Here is a 25,120-nt window from a genome sequence, read left to right on the forward strand (position 1 = left end):
AAGTAGCCCTTTTAAATATTTGATATACTAAATATTAGTAACCAGGATTTTGACCAAATGAACCATTCGCATTAAGTTCTACAAACGGAATTGGTAAAGCCCATTTAGTATTATTAGTAAAATTGAAATTAGCAGGATTACCTCCAGGGAAATTTAAACTTGCTGGATCATAATCTGCAGGATGTCTATCAAATGATGTTACACCTGCAACTGAGTATAATCTTTTTAAATCAATAAATCTGTGACCTTCAAAAGCTAACTCTTTACGTCTTTCGTCTAAAATAGCTTTCCAAGCCTGTTGATCAGTAGTTAAAACTAGTAATGCAGGAGGCGTTACAAAACGTCTGTCTGTAATTTGTTTTAGAGCATTAGCTACACCCGTATAATCTGATTCAGCAGCTCTTGCTTCAGCTTTAATAAAATACATTTCAGAAACCCTAACTTGTACAAAATCTGGGTTAAATCTATTAGCAGAAGTAGTAGCACTAGCACCTCCGTGTTTAAATGGAACTAAGATATCAGAATCTCTAACATTAGGCGAAGTAGCATAATTAGGATCAATTAAAGAAGTTGGTCCAACGATGATAGATGTTCTAGCATCTGTACCTGGAGCAGCAACAAGTGCATTATACAAACCTCTTGAAACTTCATAGAAACAAGAACCATTAATTGTATTATCTACAGAAACCCAACCATTGTGTAAATTAGTACCTTGGTTGTTTTGTTGTACAGTTCTTCTAAATTTAAAAATAACTTCTGTTGTTGCAGGAGCATTAGTTGTATGGAAAACAGAAGCCAATTGAGTTCTAGTTGCAAGAGCAACACCAGCAGCAATTGCTTGATCAGCCCAAATTTCAGCATTTACATAATCTTTTTTGTAAGCATATGCTCTTGCTTTTAAGGCTAAAGCCAATGTTCTAGTAGGAAAAAAACTATTATTAGAAACTGCAGGCAAAGTATTATTATCGTAAATATCTATTGCATCATTTAAATCTTGATGAATAAAATCATAAGTATCACCTACAGTTGCTCTAGGAGGCTGTTCTGTGTACAAAAATGTTCTATCAGCAATAATACCAGCAAGTGCAGCATCATTAGTTAAATCAGTTGAAAAATAAGCCAAAACTTTTAAATGAGCTAAAGCTCTCATAATTTTTGCTTGAGCTTTCAATCTGATTAATAAAGCTTCATTATTTGGATCTCTAACAATTGCATCATCAACGTTTTCTAAAATAAGATTAATTTGTGCCATTGCATTATAATTAGAAGACCAAATAGCCTCTGGCGCAAAAGAAGACGGATTTAAAAAATATGAATAATAAGCATCAGAACCACTAATTCCTTGACCTCCATTATCAGTACCAGGAGCAGCTTCATCTGTAAAAATTGAAGTAAATGAATATTCCTCTCTATTGGTCATAATATTCATTGAATTATTCATAAGTCTATTAAGATCATTGTAAGATCTAACAGCAACATCTTCATAAACAGCACCTGGAGTAAATGGCTCCAAGCTATCATCACAAGCAGTAAATAATGCCGTTAATGATAAGAAATAAAATAATTTTTTCATAATTATATTTTTTTAGAATTTAATATCAACACCGAATGTGAAAATTTTAGCAGTTGGATATTGACTACCATCAGCTAGTCTATTACTTTCAGCGTCAAAACCTTTCCATTTAGTAAGAGTAAATAAATTCTCACCTTGAACAGTAAATGACAAATCAGAAATAAAAGTACGCTCTAATAGCTTAGATGGAACTTTATAACCAATTTGAGCATTTCTTAGTCTTAGGTAAGAAGCATCTCTTAAAAATCTATCAGAGTTACCAGTAGCACCAGTATTTGTAGCACTCAAAGAAGGAACATCTGTATCAGTGTTAGTAGGTGTCCAAGCATCTAACATGTCAGAACCAACAACGAATTGACCAATATTACCTACATCAAATAATGACTCTTCATCAGAATCAAATCTCCATGTATCTAACACATAAGTAAAAGTTGTAGAAGCGAAAAACCCTTTGTAAGATAAGTCAAATCCAAAACCACCTTGATAAGTTGGTACAAAGTTCTTTCCAGTAGCTCTTCTATCAGAAGCAAATGGGTTTTCAGTAGCATTACCATTAATATCTTCAAACAATAAATTACCGTTTACAGGATTAACTCCTATGTAAGGATAAACATAAGCTTCGTAAATTGAACCACCATTTTGAGTAATAAATGAATAACCAGAACCATCTTGATTAATAACCTTACCACCATTAGAAACAAGTCCATCAACAGTGTTTTTGTTATAAGAACCATTAGCTCTTAATGTAAACAAAAAGTCATCAGATTTAAAAATGTCATAAGCAACATTTAACTCAACACCTTTGTTAGTAACATTTGCATCAGAATTACCTCTAAGACCAGAAGAACCAACTACAGCTGAAATAGGATTATCAATAAATAAATCTTTAGTTATTCTATTGTAAACATCAATATTAGTTCTTAATCTTGAATTATACATTTCTAAATCTACACCAACATTCGCTTGATAAGTAGTTTCCCACTGATTTTCAGGACGTCCTAAATTTAAGTTATAACCCTGACCACCAGCATAATTGTTATTAGCTAAAGTCCATGAGTTAACATATGGAGGAGGAATAATTCCAGCATAAATTGATCCGTTAGCTATCCTTTGATTACCTGTAGAACCATAAGACGCGCGTAATTTTAAAACATTTACATTAGTTGCATTTTCCATAAATGCTTCTTCATCAATATTCCATCTACCACCAACAGACCAGAAATTACCCCAACGATAATCCTCTAAGAATCTAGATGTACCATCACGTCTAAAACTTGCAGAAATACCATATTTAGAATCATAATCATAATCAAACATTCCAAAATAAGAAACTAAATCATTTCTTAAACTAGAAGCTGAAATTTGCGGAACATAATTATCATCAGTTCCATTATCAGAAATATAACCAGCACCCGTATTTGGAACAAATAAAATCGGATCTAAACCTCTTTGTCTGAAGTTATTTGAATTTAATTTTGAATAATTGTACTCAAAATTTAACGACGCACCAATTGTATGTTTGTTAAATTTCTTAGAATAATCTAATTGATATAAATTATTGTATACGAATTCTCTTCTTTGATTGATATCTTCAAAACCATTGAAAGCACCACCGTCAAGAGAAGAAACACCAGCAGTAGGAGAAAACAAAAGAGCATTAAATGAATTTGGAAATTCTGCTTGAAAGAATCTATTACTTAAGTACAAACCATTAAGTCTTGTTCTTAAAGTAAAATTATCAGTCAATTTGTAAGCAAAATCAGTCGCAACTTCAATTCTAGTTTCCTCAGTTAAGTTTTCGTAAGTATTTAACTTATCAATCAACATAATTGGAGTAGCTAGCAAACCTGGAGTATTATTATAAAAATCAAAAGCAGATGCAGAACCTGTATAAACATCTGGAGAAACGTAAGGGGCTCCTAAGAAAGCACCATTTATATAATTTCTATTGATAGCTCCGGTACCTAAATTTGTAGCTTCATTATTTTTTGAGTAACCAAATGAAGTACTTACTTGATATGTAAATTTATCATTTGCAGATTTACCACCAATATTGTTTCTTAAATTAAATCTTTGTAAACCAGTTGTAAATAAAATACCATCTTGTTTAGTATATCCTAAAGATGTAAAAGAACTCATTTTTTCAGAAGCATTATCAAAACTTAAATTGTGCGTTTGAGTATTTGATGGTCTGAAAAAGTAATCAACCCAATCAGTATCAACATCATAAGCATCAATATCAGCATCAGTTAAAGTAGCACCTAAACCAGCACCAAAATTTTGCTCAATTTTTAACAACTGTTTTGCATTAGCATACTTGTATTTAGGATTTTGCAAATAACCAACACCGTATTGCGATGAATATCTAAATGATGATTTTGCAGAACCCAAAGCAGAACGTTTAGTTTTGATTAAAATAACTCCATTTGTTCCTCTATTACCGTACTGAGAAGTTGCAGATGCATCTTTAAGAACAGTTACAGTTTCAACATCATTTGGATTTATTGATCTAAAAGCATCAGCATTAGATGGAAAACCATCAATTACATACAGAGGATCTGTATTACCATTAATTGTACCATAACCTCTAATAATAACTTCAGATTTAGCACCAGGTTGACCAGAACTAGCAGTGATATTCACCCCAGATAACTGACCTTGTAACGTATTCATTACGTTAGGATTTGGTCTGTTTTCAATAGTTTTAGTATCAACTACAGCAGAAGCTATAACTGAAGATTTTTTGGTTACCGTTTTATAACCCTGAATAACAACATCTTTACCTTCAACAACATCATCTTTTAATGACACATTGTAAGTACTTGCAGCAGTTACAGAAATTTTAGCAACTTTCTTACCTGTGTAAGAAATTACTAAAACTTCACCTTGTTTTGCTTTGATAGTATATTTACCATCAAAATCTGTAGTAGTACCACGAGTTGTTCCTTCAACAACTACATTTGCACCAGCGATAGGCCCTAGTTCGTCAGAAACTAGACCTGTTACAGTTTTCTCTTGCGCGAACGAAAACTGCATCGTAAACGCTACTAAAAGCGTAAAAATCCATTTGAACTTCGATCTCATATTAAATTTATTTGAGTTAGTTATTCCGCAAACTTCTTAATTATTTCTTAAATAAACAAATAATACTTCGGAATATTACTAATTTATTTTTGTTAAAGTTTTAGAATTAAAAAAACATTTTATGGAACAAACCCATTATAAAGATGAATATATTGCAAAAAGGTTGCGTATAAAATTATATTTTTGTCAAAAAAAAGCATGTTAAGTAAAAGTTACAGTAATTTAATATTGGAATGCGGAACCGACGAAGCTGGGAGAGGATGCTTGGCTGGCCCTGTAACTGCAGCATCTGTATTATTACCTGCGGCATTTGAAAACATTCTATTGAATGACTCCAAACAACTTTCCGAAAAAAACAGAGAAAAATTAAAGCCGGTCATTGAAGAAACAGCAATTAGTTTTGCAGTTACCCATATTTTCCCAAATGAAATTGACGAAATAAACATTTTAAATGCTTCAATGAAAGCTATGCAAGAGTGTATTTTGCAGCTAAATCCAACTCCTGAGTATATAATTGTAGATGGAAATCGTCCTTTAAATGGAAAATTAGGTATGAAACAAAAAAAAGGAAAGATTTTTACTACAGAGGAAATTGAAATTTTAAAATCAATTCCTACAACAAGTATTATTAAAGGCGATAGTAAGTATTTAAGTATTGCAGCAGCATCCGTTTTGGCAAAAACTTACCGAGACGAATTCATGGATAAAATCCATGAAGAATTTCCAATGTACAATTGGAAGAAAAATAAAGGCTACCCAACAAAAGACCACCGAGAAGCCATCAAAAAATATGGTCCTTGCAAATATCACCGAATGAGTTTTCGATTATTGCCTGAACAGTTGACTTTGGAATTATAGAATTTACACAGAGGTACACGGAATTTTTTTTAATTTGTTTCGTTGAATAGAGATACACAGCGCGTTTTACTTTTAATACTTGCACCGAACTAAAACACTTTTAACTTTATTTTTAACAAACACAAAGAAAATATTCTACCTTATAAATTAATCACGCAATTTTAAAGACCCTTTTATATCCTAGATATGCATGGGACATGTATGGGATAAGTAAGGAAAAACTTAGGATTAATTTACCTACACAATCTCTGCTTCAAATAAATTTTGAAAATGTTTTAGAATTTTTTCTTTTACTTCTTGTTCGTTTATTTCTTTTCCTAATTCAGCATGCATTGAAGTAACGGCTTTTCCTTTTATGCCACAAGGAATGATATTATCGAAATATCCCAAATCGGCATTTACATTTAATGCAAAACCGTGCATGGTTACCCAACGTGAAGCTCTAACGCCCATAGCGCAAATTTTTCTTGCAAATGGCGTTCCTACATCAAACCAAACTCCGGTTTCGCCTTCGCTACGAGTTCCATGTAAACCATATTCTGCTAGAGTTAGAATGATAGCCTCTTCTAAAAAGCGTAAGTATTTATGAATATCAGTAAAAAAGTTTTCTAAATCTAAAATAGGATAACCTACAATTTGCCCAGGTCCGTGGTAGGTGATATCACCTCCTCTATTTATTTTGTAAAAAGTGGCTCCTTTTGCTTCCAACTGTTTTTCAGAAAGTAATAAATTTGAAACATCGCCGCTTTTTCCTAAAGTATAAACATGTGGATGTTCTACATATAAAAAATAATTTGGTGTAGCAATTGAAGTTTCCTCTCTCCTATTTTGAACTTTGATGTCCACAATTTCTTTGAATAATTCTTCTTGATAATCCCAAGTGTCTTTATAATCTTTATTTCCTAAATCTTGAAGTTGGACTTTTTTATTCATGGTAAACGAAATTGTGTTTTGAAAAGTGATGCAAAGATACGAATAGTTTTTTGATGATGGAAGATGGAAGCTAAATGATGGGTGATGGGTGATGGATGATGGATGATGGGTGATGGATGATGGGTGATGGATGATGGGTGATGGATGATGGGTGATGGATGATGGGTGATGGATGATGGGTGATGGATGATGGGTGATGGGTGATGAAAAACCTGAATCTCGAAACTTGAAACTTGAAACCTGAAACTTTTGAACTTGAAACAAAATAAATTATCTTTGCACGCTTAAATACAATACTATGCAACTTTCGGAACAAGAAATCATTAGAAGAGACAAACTAAACGCTTTACGCGAACTTGGAATTAACCCTTATCCAGCGGATTTATTTCCGGTGAATCACACTTCAAAGCAAGTGAAGGAAAATTTTGAAGAAGGTAAGAAGGTTATTTTGGCTGGACGTTTGATGAGTGTTCGTGATCAAGGAAAAGCTTCGTTTGCTGAATTACAAGACAGCGAAGGAAGAATTCAGTTGTATTTTAATCGCGATGTGCTTTGCGAAGGTGAAGACAAAACGCTTTACAATCAAGTTTTCAAAAAATTAACCGATTTAGGTGACTTTGTTGGAATTGAAGGAGAATTATTCATGACGAAAGTGGGCGCTATGTGCGTTCGTGTGGATGATTTTAAAATGTTGAGCAAAACTTTAAAACCGCTTCCGTTACCAAAAACTGACGAAGAAGGTCACGTTTTTGATGCGTTTACTGACCCAGAATTACGTTACCGTATGCGTTATGTAGATTTAGTGGTGAATCCGCATGTGAAAGAAGTTTTCATGAAGAGAACTAAATTGTTCACTGCTATGAGAACGTTTTTTAACGAAGCAGGTTACATGGAAGTTGAAACTCCGGTTTTACAATCGATTCCTGGTGGAGCGGCTGCTCGTCCGTTTATTACGCATCATAACAGTTTAGATATTCCATTATATATGCGAATTGCTAACGAATTATATCTAAAAAGATTAATCGTTGGTGGATTTGACGGTGTTTACGAGTTTTCGAAGAATTTCCGTAACGAAGGAATGGACAGAACGCACAATCCAGAATTTACTGCAATGGAAATTTATGTAGCTTACAAAGACTACAACTGGATGATGGAAATGACTGAAAACCTTTTAGAATATTGTGCTACTCAAGTTAACGGAACAACAGAAGCTACTTTTGGCGAACATAAAGTAAACTTTAAAGCTCCTTACGCTAGAGTAACGATGACCGATGCCATCAAACAATTTACAGGTTTTGACATTACTGGAAAATCGGAAGATGAATTGCGCGAAGCTGCAAAATCTATGGGAATCGAAGTGAATGATACCATGGGTAAAGGAAAATTAATTGATGAAATTTTTGGTGAGAAATGTGAAGGTAACTTCATTCAGCCAACTTTCATTACCGATTATCCAAAAGAAATGTCGCCATTGTGTAAATCGCACCGTGATAATCCTGAATTAACGGAGCGTTTTGAGTTGATGGTTTGTGGAAAAGAAATTGCAAATGCTTATTCCGAATTAAACGACCCAATTGATCAACGTGAGCGTTTTGAAGCACAAATGGCTTTAGCCGAAAAAGGTGATGACGAAGCAAACGGAATTATCGATGAAGATTTCTTAAGAGCCTTAGAGTACGGAATGCCTCCTACTTCTGGTTTAGGAATTGGAATGGACAGACTGATTATGTTCTTAACGAACAATCAATCGATTCAAGAAGTATTGTTCTTCCCTCAAATGCGACCAGAGAAAAAAGGACCAGAATTAACTGAAGACGAAAAACACATCATTGAAATTTTAAAAGCTAACGAAGGAATTTCGATTGGTGATTTAAAAATAAAATCAGAGTTAAGCGGTAAAAAATGGGATGCTGCCAGCAAAGGTATTAGCAAACATGGCTTAATGAAGATTACAGTTGACGGCGATAATAAAATTGCTGAATATTTAGGAAAATAATTAAAAAAAGGAACTCAAATGAGTTCCTTTTTTATTACAAACTATAATTCAAATTCAAACTCCAACGGTAATTGGCTTCAAGATTACCTCCATTCAAATTTTGAGTAATTGGGAGCATTACATTTGCTCCAACAGAAAATTTATCTTTTCCTATTTCAAAGCCCAATTTACCAAAGAAAATATCGCCAGCAGTATTACGAACTTTTTGTCCTAACTGATAATTATCTTCATATACTTCACCTGCAAAACCAAGTTGCGGAGCTATTGAATACTTTTCTAGTTCATACAAATAGAAAAAAGTTCCTGAATAATTGAATTGATTTCCAAAACGATAATTTTTATCATTTTCCGTTTTAATCACATAATTAAGCATGGTATTTAGTCCAAATTGTTTTCTTTTTACTACATATTCAGTAGCTAGAAGATAATCCAAACTTCCTGTTCCTACTTGATAACTTGGATTGAAACTACCATTATTAGCTTCATTAAATTTTCCAGTTGGAAGTTTTATTCCAGCTCCAGCCTGCAATGAATGAACTAAAACGGTACTATCCTTATGCGTTTGGTACAATTGATACATTCCTAAAATGGTAATATCTCCTATTCCGCTAACATTTTGTTTCCCATTTGCTGATTCTCGATTGTGAAAATGATACGGAATTAAAGCAGAAATTTGCACTTTCTTTACCACTGGAATTCGTGCCCAAACCTGCATAGTGTTATAACTTTCGTTGTACCAAGCCGAATTACTATATAAACCATCGGTACTGTTATACGATTGATTAAAATAACGAATTCCGACAAAATTAGTATTTAACATAGAGGCAAAACCCATACTTCCGCCACTTGCTGAACAACCACAAGCATCGCAATCCTCATAAAACTCATAAGAAACTTGATGAAATTTTAAAAACGGATTAATTGTTGACAAACTGTCTTTTTCGGTTGTAAATCCATATTGAAAAATCAATAGGAAAATAATAATATATTTTTTCATTTTTTTAAAATTCTGCAAATCTTGGATTGGTTAAAAATTCGTTATCCGTTAAGGTTTTTAAGAAAGCAATAAGCTGTAATTTTTCAGTTGCTGTTAACGGAATTCCTAATGTTCCAGCATTGTTTAAACTTGCGTCTAAATTTTGAGTATTTGAAACACCTGATGAATAATGATTTAACACTGCTTCTAAAGTGTAAAAACGACCATCGTGCATGTAAGGTGCGGTTTTTTCAATATTTCGCAAACTTGGCACTTTAAACTTGTATTTGTCATTATCGAATTCGGTTACACGATATCTTCCTTTGTCGTTTATTGACGGATTTATTGGCAATCCGTTGTTTCTGAACGAATTATCAGTAAATATATCAGTAGCATGACACGAAGCACATTTTTGATTGAACAAATCATAACCTGCTAATTCGTCTGAAGTTAATGTTCCTCCCACTTCATTTCTTCTATATTTATCAAAACGCGAATTCGAAGAAGTGAGCATGGTCATAAATTGCGATAATGCTTTTAACATGTTTTCAGAATTGATTTCTTCTCCAGGAAAAGCTTGACGGAATAATTTTTTATACTCACTATCATTTTTCATCATATTGATAATGTTGATAATATTGCCATTCATTTCTAATTCGTTAGAAATAGGCGCCATTGATAGCAATTCGATATGATCGGCAGCTCCGTCCCAAAAAAACTGGGTTTGATAGGCCATGTTTTGAATAGGTGGTGCGTTTCGGGTTCCAATTCCGTCGCCAACACCGTGACTAAAGGTATGTCCGTGATGTGTAAACGCATCTTCTTGAATGTGGCAAAAGCCACAAGAAACTACTCCGTCTGAAGCTAAGCGACCATCGTAAAAGATTTTTTTTCCTAATTCAAAACCCTTTTCGGTTAATGGATTATTAGCCATATTGTAGGCTAATGGTGGAAAATTTGATGGTACTTGATAATCAATTGGAATGTTTTGGTATTCTGATGAATCGTCTGATGCGCAACTGAATAAAAATCCAATTGCCAACAGCATAAAATATTTTGTTTTCATAACGCTATGTTTTAGCCCAGATGGGAATGAAAAGCCCGTAAAGGAAAAACAAATTGATTTTGTTGCTAAAAAATAGCGACCTAAGAAGCTCTTTTTTTTGCTTACAAAATTTTTGTTTTTCCTGCGGACTTGTAATGTACAGCTGGATTAGCTTTTACTAAAATTAATCGTTGTGAACGTGATGTACTTCAAACATTGTAGGAACGTTGTTTGCAGAAATGTTTTGCACTTTTGTTCCTCCCATTACCGATGCACCTTCAACAAAATTGATTTTTGTTGTTCCGTCGATTACTTTTTTCAAATCTGACATAATGTGTACTTGAGGTGTAATATTTGTTCTAACTAAAGCGTTTTCTGGAAAATCTAAAGTTACTTCAGTATAGTTATAAACATCTCCTGTTTTTCCAGTATGTACTTTATATTGCGTATCAGTTGTTGTTGTTGAAGAAGTGTAAGTTCCTTCAAATTTTATGAATTTATATCCTGCAGCCCAAGACCATGTCATTCCTAATGCTTGTGCATCTGTCCACATAGTTCCTTGTCCGTCTGCTCCTGCGTTAAATTGTGCTTGATCAACACCAATTCCGAAGGTAACTTTTGTGTAATTTCCAGCTGGAATGTTTGGTAAATTTAATAATGTACTCGCTGCATCGGCTTCGTTTACAAAGAAATAACTTTCGCTTTTAGGCACCGTGTAAGTTGAACCATCTTCTTTAGTCAAAACGATATTACTCACAATATAAATTGCATTTGAGGCTTTAACAACTTCTCCGTTTGAATTTGTATAAGGAGTGTTAAATGCAAAATTAGCATCACCATAAACGTTATCGAATTCTAATTTTAAGTTTCCTTCACCTGTTATTGCGTTATTATCATCATCTGAACATGAAGTGAATGCTAAAGCTAAAGCCATTACAGCTACTATATTTTTTAATTGAAATTTCATTTTTTTGAAAATTTTTAGTTTTTAAAATTTAATATTATTTGTGCTTAAAGATTGATTTCTTTAAACAAATTTGGACATAGATATCCTAATCGATTCTTAGCATTAGAAACGATTGCAATAAAAAATTAAACTAAAAAGGTGGGTGGATGGAAAGTGGACTGTATTGCAGTCAAAGCATACAAATTCTGATAGTCAGAATTGATTTTTTTGTTTGTGAAAACGAAATTTTTAGCAAAAGAAACTGCTTTAAATTCTTGACAAAACATGGTTTCAATTTCTTGTTTTACGTTTTGCTTTTTGTCTGAAGAAGTGTTTTTATCTTCTTCAGCAGATTTTGCTAATTGCTTCGCTAAGTGACATTTACCATTACATTTAAGTACTGGTTTTTTCTTGTTTTCACAAAGCTCTTTTACAATATAGTCATAGTTAATAACGTATTCCAAAAATGGAATAGCTGGCTTTGCCAGCATAAAAAAAGCGATTAAAATGACTAAATTTTTCACTTTACAAATATACAAACGTTTTTCTATTGCAATTAATTAAAAAATAATTTTTAATAATTTTTTGTTAACGATTAAACCTTTTTAAAATGATAATGTCTTATCATCAAACAATTAAAAAATATAGAAGGATGAAAAAATTAATTTTAGCAATTGCATTAGTAGCTACCACACTAACCTTTGCACAAGACAGAAAAGCAAGAGGAGAAAAACTAACTCCAGAACAACAAACTGAACTTCAAGTAAAAAGAATGACTTTGGAATTGGATTTAGATGAGAAACAACAACAAGAAATCAAAACTATTTTAGTGGAACAAAGCAAAAAAAGAGAAACTAAAGTAGCAGCGATGAAAGCCAAAAAAGAAAAAGGTGAAAAACCAACAGCAGATGAAAAATTTGCGATGAAAAATGAGATGCTTGACAATCAAATTGAAATGAAAGCCAAAATGAAAAAAATATTAAAGCCAGAACAATACACAAAATGGGAAGAAAAGCAAGCTGATAGAAAAGAGAACAGAAAAGAAAGAATTGAAAAAAAAGTTGAAAAGCGTAGTGCTAAATAATTATTTCATTGAAATATTTTGATTTTTATTGAATTTAATTTAGTTTTGACGAAACAACATTTAATTTATTAAATCTATTATGAAAAAAATATTTCTATCATTGATAATCTTTTTTGCTTTAAGTAATACTGCATTTGCTCAAGATAAAGTTCAGGAAAAAAAATCTAAAGATCCTGTTGTACTAGCAAAAATGGAAATAGCGGAATTAGTTAAGGAAATTCCTCTTGAAAGCTCATTAGAAAATGGATTAATCAGTTTATTAACTTATAAACACGAAACATTAGCTAAAGTAACAACTGATAAAGAGCGCAATCAAGTTTATGAAACTATGAAAAGTAAATTAGATGGATCGCTTACTCCAGAGCAGTTAAAAAAGTTAAAGAGTAATAAAAAACTTTACGAAAATTTAATCAAATAAAAAAAGTCCCGATAAAATCGGGACTTTTTGTTTATAACTCTTTTGCTACTTCTTTAATTTTAGCAACGGTAAAATCTAAATCTTCATACGTTAACGCATCGGTGATAAACCAGGTTTCATAAGCTGAAGGTGCAATATAGATTCCTCTGTTTAACAATCCGTGGAAGAACTTCTTAAAAGTATCGTTATCTCCGTTTTTAGCCGTTGCAAAATCATAAACAGGATTAGCATCAAAATGAACTGAAATCATCGAACCTACTCTGTTAATAGTGAAAATAACATTTTCTTCTGTTAATACTTGTCGGATTCCGTTTTCTAAATACGCTGTTTTTTCATCTAAACGTTTAAAAATATCCGCATCAGTATTCAAAGCTTTTAACATTTCTAATCCAGCAGCCATAGCTAACGGATTTCCAGACAATGTTCCTGCTTGATAAACTGGTCCTAACGGCGCTAAGTAATTCATGATTTCTTCTCTTGCTGCAAATGCCCCAACAGGTAATCCGCCACCAATTACTTTACCAAAACAAACAATATCTGCTTGAACTCCGTATAATTCTTGCGCACCACCTTTTGCTAAGCGAAATCCAGTCATTACTTCATCAAAAATAAGCAAAGCTCCGTTTTCAGAACAAACTAATCGCAAAGCTTCTAAAAATCCTTGTGCTGGCGGAATACATCCCATGTTACCTGCAACAGGCTCAATAATAATTGCTGCAATCTCATTTTTATTAGCTTCGAATAATGCTTTTACATTATCGATATCATTATAAGCTGCTAATAATGTATCTTTTGCTGTTCCTTCAGTTACACCAGGAGAATTTGGCACACCAAACGTACTCAAACCACTTCCTGCTGCAATTAAAAACGAATCGGAGTGTCCGTGATAGCATCCTGAAAATTTGATTATTTTATCGCGTTTTGTATAACCTCGTGCTAAACGAATCGCACTCATACAAGCTTCTGTACCTGAATTTACAAAACGGATTTTATCGATATTTGGAACCATAGAAACTGCCAATTGAGCAATCTGAGTTTCTAATTCTGTTGGCATTCCAAAAGAAGTTCCTTTTTTAGCTTTTTCTATAACTGCATTAACAACCGGCTCATAAGCGTGCCCTAATATCATCGGTCCCCATGAATTGATATAATCAATTAATCGGTTACCATCTTCATCATACAAATAAGCGCCTTTTGCTTCTTTTGCAAAAATAGGCGTACCTCCTACTCCTTTAAATGCGCGTACTGGAGAATTTACGCCACCAGGAATTACTTTGTTAGCTTCTACAAATAGTTCGCTACTTCTTTTATATAACATTATTTTATTTTGATTTGTTGCCCAATAGAAATGGCATTGTCAGACATATTGTTTAATTTCTTTAAATCATCCACCTTTAGATTGAATTTTTTTGACAGAGAGTACAAAGTATCACCTTGTTGAATGGTATAATAATCGCCACCTTGTGCCAGAATCACTTCTTTTTTTGAAGGTTTGAAATCGCGACTTAGGACTTCGTTATCGTATTTGTATAATTCGAAACGTTCAATTAATCCAATTAATTTATCTGGATATTTTACATCCGTTGCATAACCTGCCGATTTTAATCCTTTTGCCCAAGATTCATAATCACCTTTATCTAACTTAAATAAATTAGAATAACGCGGTCTAGAGGTTAAGAATAATGAATGATCGCGATACGATTCAGATGGATGTTCATACTTTCTAAAACATTCTTGCGCGGCATCGTCATCGTGTTTTACACTTTCACCGTTCCATTCTTTATGACATTTAATTCCGAAATGATTATTGGCACTTAATGCTAATTTCCCTTTACCTGCACCCGATTCTAAAATACCTTGCGCCAATGTAATACTTGCCGGAATTCCGTGAGCTCGCATGTTATTTTGAGCAATTTCTTTGAAATTATCTACATAAGATTGAATCTCTTCAGCATAGGTTTTTACGTTAGATGTAGCCACTAAACTAACTTCCGAATCGGTTTTAGGTTTTGAATCTGTAGTTTCCGATTTAGTTGGTGAAGTCACAACAACAGGTTTTGTAGTTGTTTTTGTCGTCGTTTTTGTTTGGGTTACTGGCTTAGATTTTGTCGTTACTTTAGGCTTTGTGGTAGTTCTAACAACAGGTTTGGTGCTAGTACAACTTACAACAAAAAGAGCTAAAATAAATAGAGCAAATTTAATTTTCATAAAACTGTATTATTTCTTTATTCTTACTTTGTAAAGCAAAATTCATGCCTTTAATTCCTTGTAAACCACCGGTGTGAATCATTAGTATTTTTGAATTTTCTGGAAAATATCCTTTCTCAATTAAATCCAAAACTCCAAAAACCATCTTGCCCGTGTATACAGGATCCAATGGAATAGCCGTTTGACTGTAAAACGAATTTAAAAACTGAATCAATTCGTCTGTTACTTTTCCATAACCTCCAAAATGATAATTATCGTTTATACTCCAATTGGTTTTCGATACAAAATTACGAATTACCTCAGACAAAAAAGCACCTTTTAACGAAGAAAATCCAATTATCTGCTGTTTTTCAGTTAACGAATTAATCAAACCTGAAATTGTTCCACCTGTTCCTACTGCACAAGTAATGTGTGTAAAATATTCTTTATCTGAATTCGTTAAAATTTCTTCACAGCCTTTTATTGCCAAATTATTAGTGCCGCCTTCAGGAACTAAATAGAAGCTTCCATATTTTTCATGCAAATGTGAAACAAAAGAAGGTTCTTCTTTATCGCGATAAGCAGTTCGGCTCACAAAATAAAACTGCATGCCTAATTCCTGTGCTTTAGCTAAAGTAGGATTTTCATAGATTTTATTTTCAAGTTCTTCACCTCGTATTACTCCAATCGTTTTAAAACCAAATTCAGCTCCAGCACCAGCAACCGCTAAAATATGGTTTGAAAAAGCTCCGCCAAAGGTTAGTAAAGTAGCATGATCTAATCTTTTTGCCTCTTGAATATTATACTTGAGTTTTCTGAATTTATTTCCCGAGATAATGGGATGCAATTTATCTTCTCTTTTTATAAAGAGTTCGATGCCGTTTGGTAATGCGATTTTGATTTTTTGGTTTGATGATTGCATAAAAAAAGCAGCTTATTAAAGCTGCTTTCAAATATACTATAATCGAGATTATTATTTTCTAGAAATAATTACTTTTTTGCTTACATCTAAGTTGTCTATCGTTTTTGTTTTTACAACATAAACACCATCACTTAAAGCTGAAGTTGAAAACTCATATGAAACTGCTTTTCCTAAATTAGTTTTATTCAATACTAATTTACCTGTTACATCATACACCATTAAAGACGTGATATCTTTATTTAAAGTATTATAAATGGTTAACATTCCGTTTTCATTATTTTGAAAAACTGTAAAAGCATCAGCAACTTCAGTTGGATTACTCAATACATCATCTGTATTTTTGAATGTAATTTCATAACGTGTTCTATTATCACCAGCTGGCATTACCATATCAAAAATACCATTTTTAATATCATAGTAAATTCCTGTTTGCTTGTCGTGTAAGTATACTGGCTGGTTATCATCAAAGTCTACCACATCTTTCACTTGAAGTTTAAAGTTTGTACTTGCAGTACATCTAAAACCTACAGGTATTCTTTTATCAATATCAAATTGAACCGCTGTTGCTACATATTCATGAGGCACATCATTTAATACATAATAAAATTCTGCTGTTTCACCAGATGGCGAACGTCCGTCAGCACCATAATCAAAACCATCTGTAGCTGTATCTAAAAACGCTATAGTTGTTGGTCGAATACCTCCATTATTATACATGGCATGAATTCTAATGTAAGGAGCTGTCCCTTTTCTAATTTGAGTATAATCTGTTCCTGCTACGTTAGGTATTTCAGGAAAAAATTCAGAGTTTGGATCATATACATCGGTTGAAGTAACTTCTCCAGTTCTTGCAAATTGCGACTGATTCACTACTCCTTCTTTTACGAAAACACGAAATGCATTTTGCATAGTAACATTCCCTGCGGCAGTACCAAATACCATAAAACCTTGTCCAACAGGACTAAATCTTCTTTGAAAAACCGTACCTGCTCCTACAGGAACACCTTGATTTCCAGCACCATCATAAGTAAAAAAAGCTGCTGGAGTATAAATTCCAGTACCTGGATTATAAATACCATACCCTCCTTGATATTGATTTAAAATATGCGAATTAACCGCCACTTGCTCCCAAAAATAAGCTTGACCATTAATTACCGCTGCATTAGCTGGGTGTAGTAAATAAGCATTCAAATCAATTGCACTTGGATATGGATTACCAACTAGAGTAAAATTACCTGCAGCTACAGGGATTGCCATATTTCCATCATTAGGTTTTCCTCTAAAATCGTAACGTTGTCTGCTTCCAGAGTTATTTTGAACTCCCTCTATTGCTTGCGCAACAGTAGCATCTGTTCCAGAAGTTCCTTTCATGGTAAAACCTTCCCCTGCGTTAATTGTAGATCCAGCACCTACATACGTCCATTGCGCATAAGCATTTGAAGTTATAAATCTCCAAATCCAGTAAGGCGCAATTGCCAAAGGACTTGCTGTTCCATTATAATTATTGGTTGGTAATATAGTTGCAGCTGTACTGGTTATTACATCCGTAGGACGATTCAACATGGTAATTCCAAATGCTTCATTTCCTACCGCTGCCGAAGCATTACCTACAGGCGAACACCAATAATTGTATTGAAAATTATTCACTGTACCTTCTTGAAAGACAGAAAGTTTCCCTAAACCTGTATTAGCCCCAGCACCAGTAGCGCCTTGTAATAACTGTGAATTATTTCTAAGAAAGAAATTGCCATTATTTTGTAAATTCACATCTTGCTTTACATACATGAACTGATCGTTAACAAATACGTAACTACTTGGGCTAACATACATTTGAGAAAATGCTGTTAACGAACCCAAAAAGCCTAAAGCGGAAAGTATAATTCTTTTCATAATCCTGATTTTTAATGTATTACTTGACAAAGATATGTGTTAAGTATTTATTTATTGTTAAAAAAAACATCTTTTCGACGGTAAAAAAACGCATTTCACCTAATTAATCGCAATTAAATCTAAAAAATTTAATGTTTTACTTAAAATTTTAAGAAAAAACAACCTAGAAAAAAGGCTATAAAATCAGACCAAAGTGCAAAAAAATGAATTAAAAAAATCATTTAAAATAACACATTTTAACGATTTTTTTTAACACTTTAACGATTTTAATTTTAAGAACTTTTAATCATTTACGAAAAAATTTAAACAACGGTTTTTTTAAATTAAAAATAATTACAAAACATTGAAAACATTGACTTTTTCTACACATTTGCTGCACATAAAACACATGTTTTAAATCGTTAAAAAAATAAAAACCATGTAAGACAACTACAAAAAACAATTTTTTTTTCAACTAAGATAATTGTCATAAATCCTTATTTATCAAGTAAAAAAGTGATAAAAACTTGAAAAAAATCTTTTTTTTTACCCAATTTACAAAAACAACTCATAAAGCGCCACTAAACACCTAAAATTCAACTAAATAAAGCCTCACATCATCGATGAAAATTTTGACTTATAAAAAAAATACATATATTTGTACTTTATTACAGTTATGCCAAAAAAAGATACAGTTATTCTTTTTTTAACATAATTTTAAATATATTTACATAATTGATTAACAATTAATAAAAAAAACACTGCAAAATAGATAAAACTATTTTACAGGTATACTTGCAAAACGTAAGCTTCCCCAAGCCGATTGTTTAAACTAAAATTTTAATTTTTATGCAAAAAAATTACTTAACAAAAATGGTGAAGTCGATGATAAACCCCTTAGCATCGACATCAAAAAACTGGAAAAAAAGCACAACCACTTGGTTAATTGCTTTATTTGTGTTTTGCGGGGTTTCTAATGCTTTTGGGCAGGTAGCAAACTACACTTTTTCAGAATCTGCAGGTACATACACAACGATTACTGGAACTACAGCAATTGCTTCAGGTTGGGACGACACTGTTACAACTAACACTATTCCTATTGGATTTACATTCAATTTTAATGGAACCAATTATACAACATGTTCTGTTAATTCAAATGGCTACATTACGTTTGGCACTACTCTTTCTGCGAACAACCTATACACACCTATATCTGATAATACAGGGTATGCTGGTGCAATTAGCGCGCTTGGTGTGGATTTAAATGACGATAACACAAGAGACATAATTTACACAACTACTGGAACAGCTCCCAATAGAGTTCTTACTGTCCAATGGAGACAAGCTAGAAGATTTGCGCGTGGAGGAAGATTTGATTTTCAAATAAAACTCACAGAAACTTCTAATACAATTAATATAGTTTATGGAACTTGTGCTCCTACTGGTAATAACGCTCAAGCCATAAATGTACAAGTAGGCCTTAGAGGATCATCTAATACAGATTTCAACAATAGAAGTTTCTCTGGTAATGCAGTTTGGGACAATTCCACTACTGCTGGTTTGGCAAATAATGCAACCTGTAAGACTAGAGATGTTTCTTTTCCAAATTCAGGCAGAACATTTACTTGGACACCACCATCTCCTCCAACTATAACAAGTTTAGGAGCAGCAAGTGGGTGCGTTGGTTCGTCATTAATTATTAATGGAACAAACTTATTATCTGCAACTGCCGTTACTATAGGTGGAACACCAGCAACTATAACTGGAAATACTGCAACAACTGTAACAGTTACTGTTGGAGCCGGAACTACTGGAACCGTACAAGTCACAACACCAAGTGGCTCTGCTACATCAGCGGCTACTTTTACAGTTAACCCTTTGCCAACTATTACGCTAACTTCAGCTGTTGGAACTAATAATCAAACGCTTTGTATTAACACAGCAATCACCAATATTACCTATACGGTAGCTGGTGGTGGCGCTACAGGAGCTACTGTTACCGGTTTACCAACTGGTGTATCTGGAAATTATGCTGCTGGCACCGTAAACATTAGCGGAACTCCAAGTGTTTCTGGTACTTTTAATTATACCATCACCACAACAGGAGGTACCTGTTCTACTACTGCTAACGGAACTATAACGGTACGTGCCTTACCAACCATAGCATTAACTTCTGCTGCTGCTACTGCAAATCAAACGATATGTAGAGGTAGCGCGATAACTAATATTGTTTATACTATAGGTGGTGGTGCAACTGGAGTTACTCCAACAGGTTTACCAGCTGGATTAACTACAAATTTAGTAGGAAGCACTTATACTATTAGTGGCACACCAACTGCCAATGGAACTTTTAACTATACCTTAACTACCTCTGGAGGAGCACCCTGTGCCAACGCAACTATCAATGGAACGATTGTTGTAAATGCCTTGCCTGCAGCAATAGCTGGTGGAGCTGCAACTGTTTGTACAGGAGCTTCAACACCAGCATTCACAAATGCAACTCCAGGAGGAACTTGGTCAACAAGTAATGCAAATGCCACGATTAACGCTTCAGGTGTTTTAACAGGAGTTACTGCTGGTACTGTTAGAGCTATATACACATTACCAACAGGATGTTTTGTTCAAACAGCTTTAATTACAATTAATAGTTTACCTACAACTGCAGCTACCCCAAATCCAGCAAACGGAACCACTGGTGTTTGTTATGCAGGAGCAGGAGCAGTTACAAGCATCTCTTGGGGTGCTGTAGCTGACGCAACCTCTTATGATGTATATTTTGGTGCAGGAAGTGTTCCTGCAACGGTTACTGCAAACGTAGCAACTAACACCTACAATACAGGCGTTTTAGCTCCAAACACAACATATTTTTGGCGAATTGTTGCTAAAAACGCATGTGGTGACGCATCTTCGTCTTCGACTTTCACTTTTACAACAAGCACAATACCTTGCTATTGTTCATCTTCTGGTGGTACTTTTCCAAATGGAATAACTGGGGTTAACTTTAACACAATCAACAATTTAAACACGGCTGTAAATGTTGCTTATAGCGACTATACTTACATAAGTACTAGTGTAGTTAAAACACTTTCTTACAACCTAAATGTTTACATAAATACAGGAGGAAATTACACTGATTATCAGTCTTTATATATCGACTGGAATGGTGATGGTGATTTTGTTGATGCAGGAGAATTTTATAATTTAGGCACAGCCAACAATGTTACAAATGGCTTAACTAGTTTATCTCCATTATCTATTACCGTACCAGCAGTAGCTATAACTGGCACGGTTAGAATGAGAATACAATCTAGATATAACAGTGCAACATCAGGTCCATGTCAAACAGGATTTGATGGAGAAGTCGAAGACTATATGCTAAACATTGTTGCAGCAACTCCTTGCGTTGCTCCCACAGCACAAGCAACGGCATTAAATTTAACCGCAACCGGAAGTATTATATCGGGAAGTTTTACTGCTTCAGCACCTGCTGCTAATAGTTACTTGGTTATTATTGGAACGAGTGCAACTCCGCCAGCTGCTCCTGTAAACGGCACTAACTACACCATTGGAAGTGTTTATCAGGCTGGAGGATACTCTGTTGTAGATATAGACAATAATACTATTTTTGCAGCAACTGGACTTTCTGCCTCTACCACTTATTATTTTTACATATATTCATATAATAATTTATGTACTGGAGGCCCTTTGTATTTAGGCACTAGCCCACTTACAGGAAATGCAACTACAACAGCATTAACATATTGTGAACCAACTACAACTTTAGCAACTGAATATATAACTGGAGTTGCCTCTGTTGGAACAATAAACGATGTTTCAAACATATCTGGATATACCCCTGGTGGATATGCAAATTATTCATCAATTATTATAGCTACTCAAATACCCGGAGGTGGTGTAAATATCAACATTAATTTTAACCCATTCCCAGGAGAAGCTCAGTTTATCAAAACTTGGGTAGATTGGAATAACAATAATATTTTTGAAGATCCAGCAGAATTGGTATATACTACAGGGAATACTGCAACAGGACCTACTTCATTTGGTTTTATCATCCCTGGCGCTCAAGCATTAGGTAATTACAGAATGCGTATTAAAACAAGAAACTTTGGTGGTCCTTCATCTGGAAACAGTACTTACGATCCATGTAGTAGTCATGATAGAGGAGAAACAGAAGACTACACTATAAGAGTTATTGCCGATTGTCCTGCGAAAATTACAGGCGTAACAAACGGATCTGCTTGCGGACCAACTAATACTGTTAATTTAAGTGCAACTATGAGTGCTGGGTCGACTCAAATTAGATGGTATAATACTTTAACAGGTGGAACTTTATTAGGCTCAGGATCTACCTATACTACTCCTGCCATTTCTACTACAACAACTTATTATGTATCTGCGTGGAATGGTAGTTGTGAAACCTTACATAGAACTCCAGTAGTAGCTACTATTTTACCAACCTCAAATATTACGGTAACACCTTCAGTTCCTGAAGTGTGTGGTGAAGGAAATGTGGTTCAAATAACTGCCGCAGGAGATTTTGTTAGAGAAACACTATTAACACAAGATTTTGAAAGTAGCATGGCTCCTTTTACAGTTGCTACTCCTTTAAATATAAATGGAGGAGTTGATACTCCATGGAGTGTAAAAACTAGTCCATATCAACCTACAACAACTTCTGTATGGAGACCAGCGGTAAATTCTGGAGCTATTGGTTCAACTGGAAATAGGTTTGCTTTTACAACATCAGACTACAACAATTCAAACATACAAACAATAATGACCTCGCCTGTAATAGACGCTTCGTTATACAACTCATTAATTTTAACATTTGATCATTACTATTCTGCATTTGGTGGAGACTTTGGCGAAATACAAGTCGCAACAAATGCTGCAGGAACAAATTGGACAACAGCAATTCAAACATACAACACAGACATAGGATCTGCTTCTATATTTACTGGAGCTACCGTAGATTTAACTCCATACGCTGGAACTTCTACTTTACGCTTTAGATTCATATACAATGGAACATGGGATGATGGATGGGCTGTTGATAATATAAAAGTTGAAGGAATTAGACCTTTAAACACTACATTTACGTGGACAGGGGGGACAGTTGAAGCTTTCACAGATGCAGCTTGTACTATTTTATATACTAATCAAGCAGTCACAACTGTTTATGTTAGACCAACTCCTTTACAATTAGCTTCAACATCATGGTCATTTACAGCTAATGCTACTTTAGGAAATGGTTGTCCTATTTCGCAATTAATTACTATTAACAACAAAACTAAACTTTGGAAAGGTACTGTTGACAACAACTGGTACAACGCAAACAACTGGGAACCAGTAGGTGTACCAGATGCAACAACTTGTGTATTCATTTACGATGGTCCTTTTGACTCAAATATCAATATTACGGGTAACGATGCTTTTGCTAGAACGTTAACTGTTAGACCTTCAGGTTTATTAGAAATTCAAACTAATAACGACTTAACTGTTACTGATGTCGTTACCGTTGATGCTGGTGGTACTTTCAACATAGAAAATAGCGGAAGTCTAATTCAAGTGAACAATGTGGCTAATAGTGGTATTATTTCTATGAAACGTAATGCTAGCTTTGGAGCATTAGATTATGTATACTGGTCATCACCAGTTGCCAACTTTACTTCTAGTGCTATTTCTCCAGCTACGCCAACGAGCTTGATTTGGAAATGGGAACCAACAACTTCAACTGGCTATACCAATCAATTTGGGAACTGGGTGAATGGGAATGAATCCATGACAATAGGTAGAGGTTATATTGTACGATCTCCAAACGGTTGGCCAACGGCTAACACTACGTTTACAGCAAATTTCGTAGGAGTACCAAATAACGGAACTATCTTAAGACCTATAACAAGATGGACTTATACAGGAGGACCAACAGCAGGACCAACGTCTACCCAAGTTACAGCTGATGATGACAACTGGAACTTGTTAGGAAATCCGTATCCATCTGCAATTGATGCTGTTGCCTTCTTAGCTGCCAATTCAACACACGTTAACAGCTTTGTAGATTTATGGACACACGGAAATGCCCCTGCTGCTATTGCCGATCCGTTCTACCAAGATTATCAATTGAATTATAATCCTACAGATTACTTACGATACAATAACTTAGGTGGTACTCAATATGGATTTGATGGAAAAATTGGAGCTGGTCAAGGTTTCTTCGTTTTAATGCGTGATGCCGGAGCTACAACAGAAAATGCTATTTTTAACAATTCGATGCGTAGCAATACACATAGAAACGATCAATTCTTTAGAACATCAGATACTAATACTGTAACTTCTGAAATTGAACGTCATAGAATATGGTTAAAAATGATTGCACCTAATTTAGTTTCGACTGATATGCTTGTTGGTTATGCTGCAGGCGCAACAAATACTTTAGATGATTCGTTTGATGCCATGAACAGAGGTATTAAAGTAAATTATGAATTGTACTCTTTAGCCGAAAACAAAGGATTATCAATTCAAGGAAGAGGCTTACCATTTGATAGTAATGACCAAGTTCCGTTAGGACTTGCTATTTCTCAAAATGGCATTCATACCATAGCTATAAGTGGTACTGATGGATTATTTGGAAACGCTACTCAAAACATATATTTAGAAGATTTAGTTTTAGGTATTACCCATGATTTGCGTACTGCACCTTATACGTTTACAGCTACGCCAGGTAGATATGAAAATCGTTTTGTATTAAAATTCAATAATGAGACTTTAGGAAATGAAGACTTTATTGCAAATACAGTAACTGTTTATACAAATGAATTTATCAATATTAGTGCAACTAATCAAACTATTAAATCTGTTAAAGTATATGATTTATTAGGCCGAGTTTTAGGAACATTTAATAATGTAAATTCAGAAACATTTACTAGCAAAAACATTGCAAAAACACAAACAGCTTTATTAGTAGAAGTAACACTTGAAAATGGTGCAACTAAAACTTACAAAGTGATTTTTTAATAAAAAATCTTAAACAAATTAAAAAAGGCTAACGTAATTGTTAGCCTTTTTTTGTTTTACCAAATCCGCAACCTATTTAACTTAAAAAGATTAAAACTGTTTTTTTTACCGACTAAATACACAAAAGTTATCAACAAAATAACTTTTTTTTAACAAATGTTGTATTTCGAAGTTGTATAACTCACAAAAAAAAG

At 33.9% G+C, this 25,120-nt stretch carries 16 protein-coding genes; 5 read left to right on the forward strand and 11 right to left on the reverse strand.

Going from position 1 to position 25,120, the window contains the following annotated elements; translation table 11 throughout:
- Positions 1-34 precede the first annotated feature (34 nt).
- Both AAEO58_RS11580 and AAEO58_RS11585 read right to left on the reverse strand, forming a co-directional pair.
- A complete protein-coding gene (locus AAEO58_RS11580; RefSeq protein WP_341683528.1) occupies positions 35-1,573 on the reverse strand; it encodes a RagB/SusD family nutrient uptake outer membrane protein in 1,539 nt (512 codons plus the stop codon).
- A gap of 12 nt (positions 1,574-1,585) precedes the next feature.
- Positions 1,586-4,657: a SusC/RagA family TonB-linked outer membrane protein gene (locus tag AAEO58_RS11585; protein WP_341683530.1), complete on the reverse strand. Its 3,072-nt coding sequence runs from the start codon at positions 4,655-4,657 to the stop codon at positions 1,586-1,588.
- A gap of 198 nt (positions 4,658-4,855) precedes the next feature.
- On the opposite strand from AAEO58_RS11585, the gene AAEO58_RS11590 reads away from it, so the two are divergent.
- Positions 4,856-5,515, forward strand: a complete 660-nt coding sequence (locus AAEO58_RS11590) for a ribonuclease HII (protein WP_341683531.1) — start codon at positions 4,856-4,858, stop codon at positions 5,513-5,515.
- Positions 5,516-5,752: 237 nt separating this feature from the next.
- Here the strand turns inward: AAEO58_RS11590 and lipB are convergent, their stop codons facing one another.
- Positions 5,753-6,448 (reverse strand): lipoyl(octanoyl) transferase LipB, encoded by a 696-nt coding sequence (gene lipB / locus AAEO58_RS11595; protein ID WP_133610663.1) that lies wholly within the window; start codon positions 6,446-6,448, stop codon positions 5,753-5,755.
- Positions 6,449-6,746: 298 nt separating this feature from the next.
- On the opposite strand from lipB, the gene lysS reads away from it, so the two are divergent.
- The gene (lysS, locus tag AAEO58_RS11600) at positions 6,747-8,444 is read left to right on the forward strand and encodes a lysine--tRNA ligase (protein WP_341683533.1); all 1,698 of its coding nucleotides are present in this window, start codon (positions 6,747-6,749) and stop codon (positions 8,442-8,444) included.
- 34 nt (positions 8,445-8,478) lie between these two features.
- Here lysS and AAEO58_RS11605 read toward each other — a convergent pair whose 3' ends face one another.
- The 4 genes from AAEO58_RS11605 to AAEO58_RS11620 all read right to left on the reverse strand — a co-directional run bounded on the left by AAEO58_RS11605 (position 8,479) and on the right by AAEO58_RS11620 (position 11,902).
- The gene (locus AAEO58_RS11605) at positions 8,479-9,441 is read right to left on the reverse strand and encodes a transporter family protein (RefSeq protein WP_341683535.1); all 963 of its coding nucleotides are present in this window, start codon (positions 9,439-9,441) and stop codon (positions 8,479-8,481) included.
- A gap of 4 nt (positions 9,442-9,445) precedes the next feature.
- Positions 9,446-10,486 (reverse strand): cytochrome-c peroxidase, encoded by a 1,041-nt coding sequence (locus AAEO58_RS11610; RefSeq protein WP_341683537.1) that lies wholly within the window; start codon positions 10,484-10,486, stop codon positions 9,446-9,448.
- A 163-nt stretch (positions 10,487-10,649) separates the two neighbouring features.
- Positions 10,650-11,432 (reverse strand): MbnP family protein, encoded by a 783-nt coding sequence (locus AAEO58_RS11615; RefSeq protein ID WP_341683539.1) that lies wholly within the window; start codon positions 11,430-11,432, stop codon positions 10,650-10,652.
- A gap of 125 nt (positions 11,433-11,557) precedes the next feature.
- Positions 11,558-11,902 (reverse strand): hypothetical protein, encoded by a 345-nt coding sequence (locus tag AAEO58_RS11620; RefSeq protein WP_341683541.1) that lies wholly within the window; start codon positions 11,900-11,902, stop codon positions 11,558-11,560.
- 161 nt (positions 11,903-12,063) lie between these two features.
- Here AAEO58_RS11620 and AAEO58_RS11625 point away from each other — a divergent pair, with 161 nt between their 5' ends.
- Together AAEO58_RS11625 and AAEO58_RS11630 are read left to right on the forward strand one after the other, a co-directional pair.
- Positions 12,064-12,495: a hypothetical protein gene (locus tag AAEO58_RS11625; RefSeq protein WP_341683542.1), complete on the forward strand. Its 432-nt coding sequence runs from the start codon at positions 12,064-12,066 to the stop codon at positions 12,493-12,495.
- Between the two features lie 79 nt (positions 12,496-12,574).
- Positions 12,575-12,913 (forward strand): hypothetical protein, encoded by a 339-nt coding sequence (locus tag AAEO58_RS11630; protein ID WP_341683543.1) that lies wholly within the window; start codon positions 12,575-12,577, stop codon positions 12,911-12,913.
- 31 nt (positions 12,914-12,944) lie between these two features.
- On the opposite strand, the gene hemL is transcribed toward AAEO58_RS11630, so the two are convergent.
- Genes hemL through AAEO58_RS11650 form a run of 4 tightly spaced genes read right to left on the reverse strand, consistent with a single transcriptional unit; the run spans position 12,945 to position 17,912 of the window.
- Complete coding sequence (gene hemL / locus AAEO58_RS11635; RefSeq protein ID WP_341683544.1) at positions 12,945-14,231, reverse strand: glutamate-1-semialdehyde 2,1-aminomutase; 1,287 nt, start codon at positions 14,229-14,231, stop codon at positions 12,945-12,947.
- Positions 14,231-15,121 carry a glucosaminidase domain-containing protein gene (locus AAEO58_RS11640; protein WP_341683545.1) on the reverse strand — a complete coding sequence of 297 codons (891 nt, stop codon included), beginning with the start codon at positions 15,119-15,121 and terminating at the stop codon, positions 14,231-14,233. The genes hemL and AAEO58_RS11640 overlap by 1 nt, the downstream gene beginning before the upstream one ends.
- Positions 15,111-16,022 carry a 1-aminocyclopropane-1-carboxylate deaminase/D-cysteine desulfhydrase gene (locus tag AAEO58_RS11645; protein ID WP_341683546.1) on the reverse strand — a complete coding sequence of 304 codons (912 nt, stop codon included), beginning with the start codon at positions 16,020-16,022 and terminating at the stop codon, positions 15,111-15,113. The genes AAEO58_RS11640 and AAEO58_RS11645 overlap by 11 nt, the downstream gene beginning before the upstream one ends.
- A 51-nt stretch (positions 16,023-16,073) precedes the next feature.
- Positions 16,074-17,912 (reverse strand): T9SS type A sorting domain-containing protein, encoded by a 1,839-nt coding sequence (locus tag AAEO58_RS11650; protein WP_341683547.1) that lies wholly within the window; start codon positions 17,910-17,912, stop codon positions 16,074-16,076.
- 828 nt (positions 17,913-18,740) lie between these two features.
- Here AAEO58_RS11650 and AAEO58_RS11655 point away from each other — a divergent pair.
- Positions 18,741-24,926, forward strand: a complete 6,186-nt coding sequence (locus AAEO58_RS11655) for a GEVED domain-containing protein (protein WP_341683548.1) — start codon at positions 18,741-18,743, stop codon at positions 24,924-24,926.
- Positions 24,927-25,120 lie beyond the last annotated feature (194 nt).

The organism is Flavobacterium helocola (assembly GCF_038289885.1).
Lineage (GTDB): Bacteria > Bacteroidota > Bacteroidia > Flavobacteriales > Flavobacteriaceae > Flavobacterium > Flavobacterium cheniae.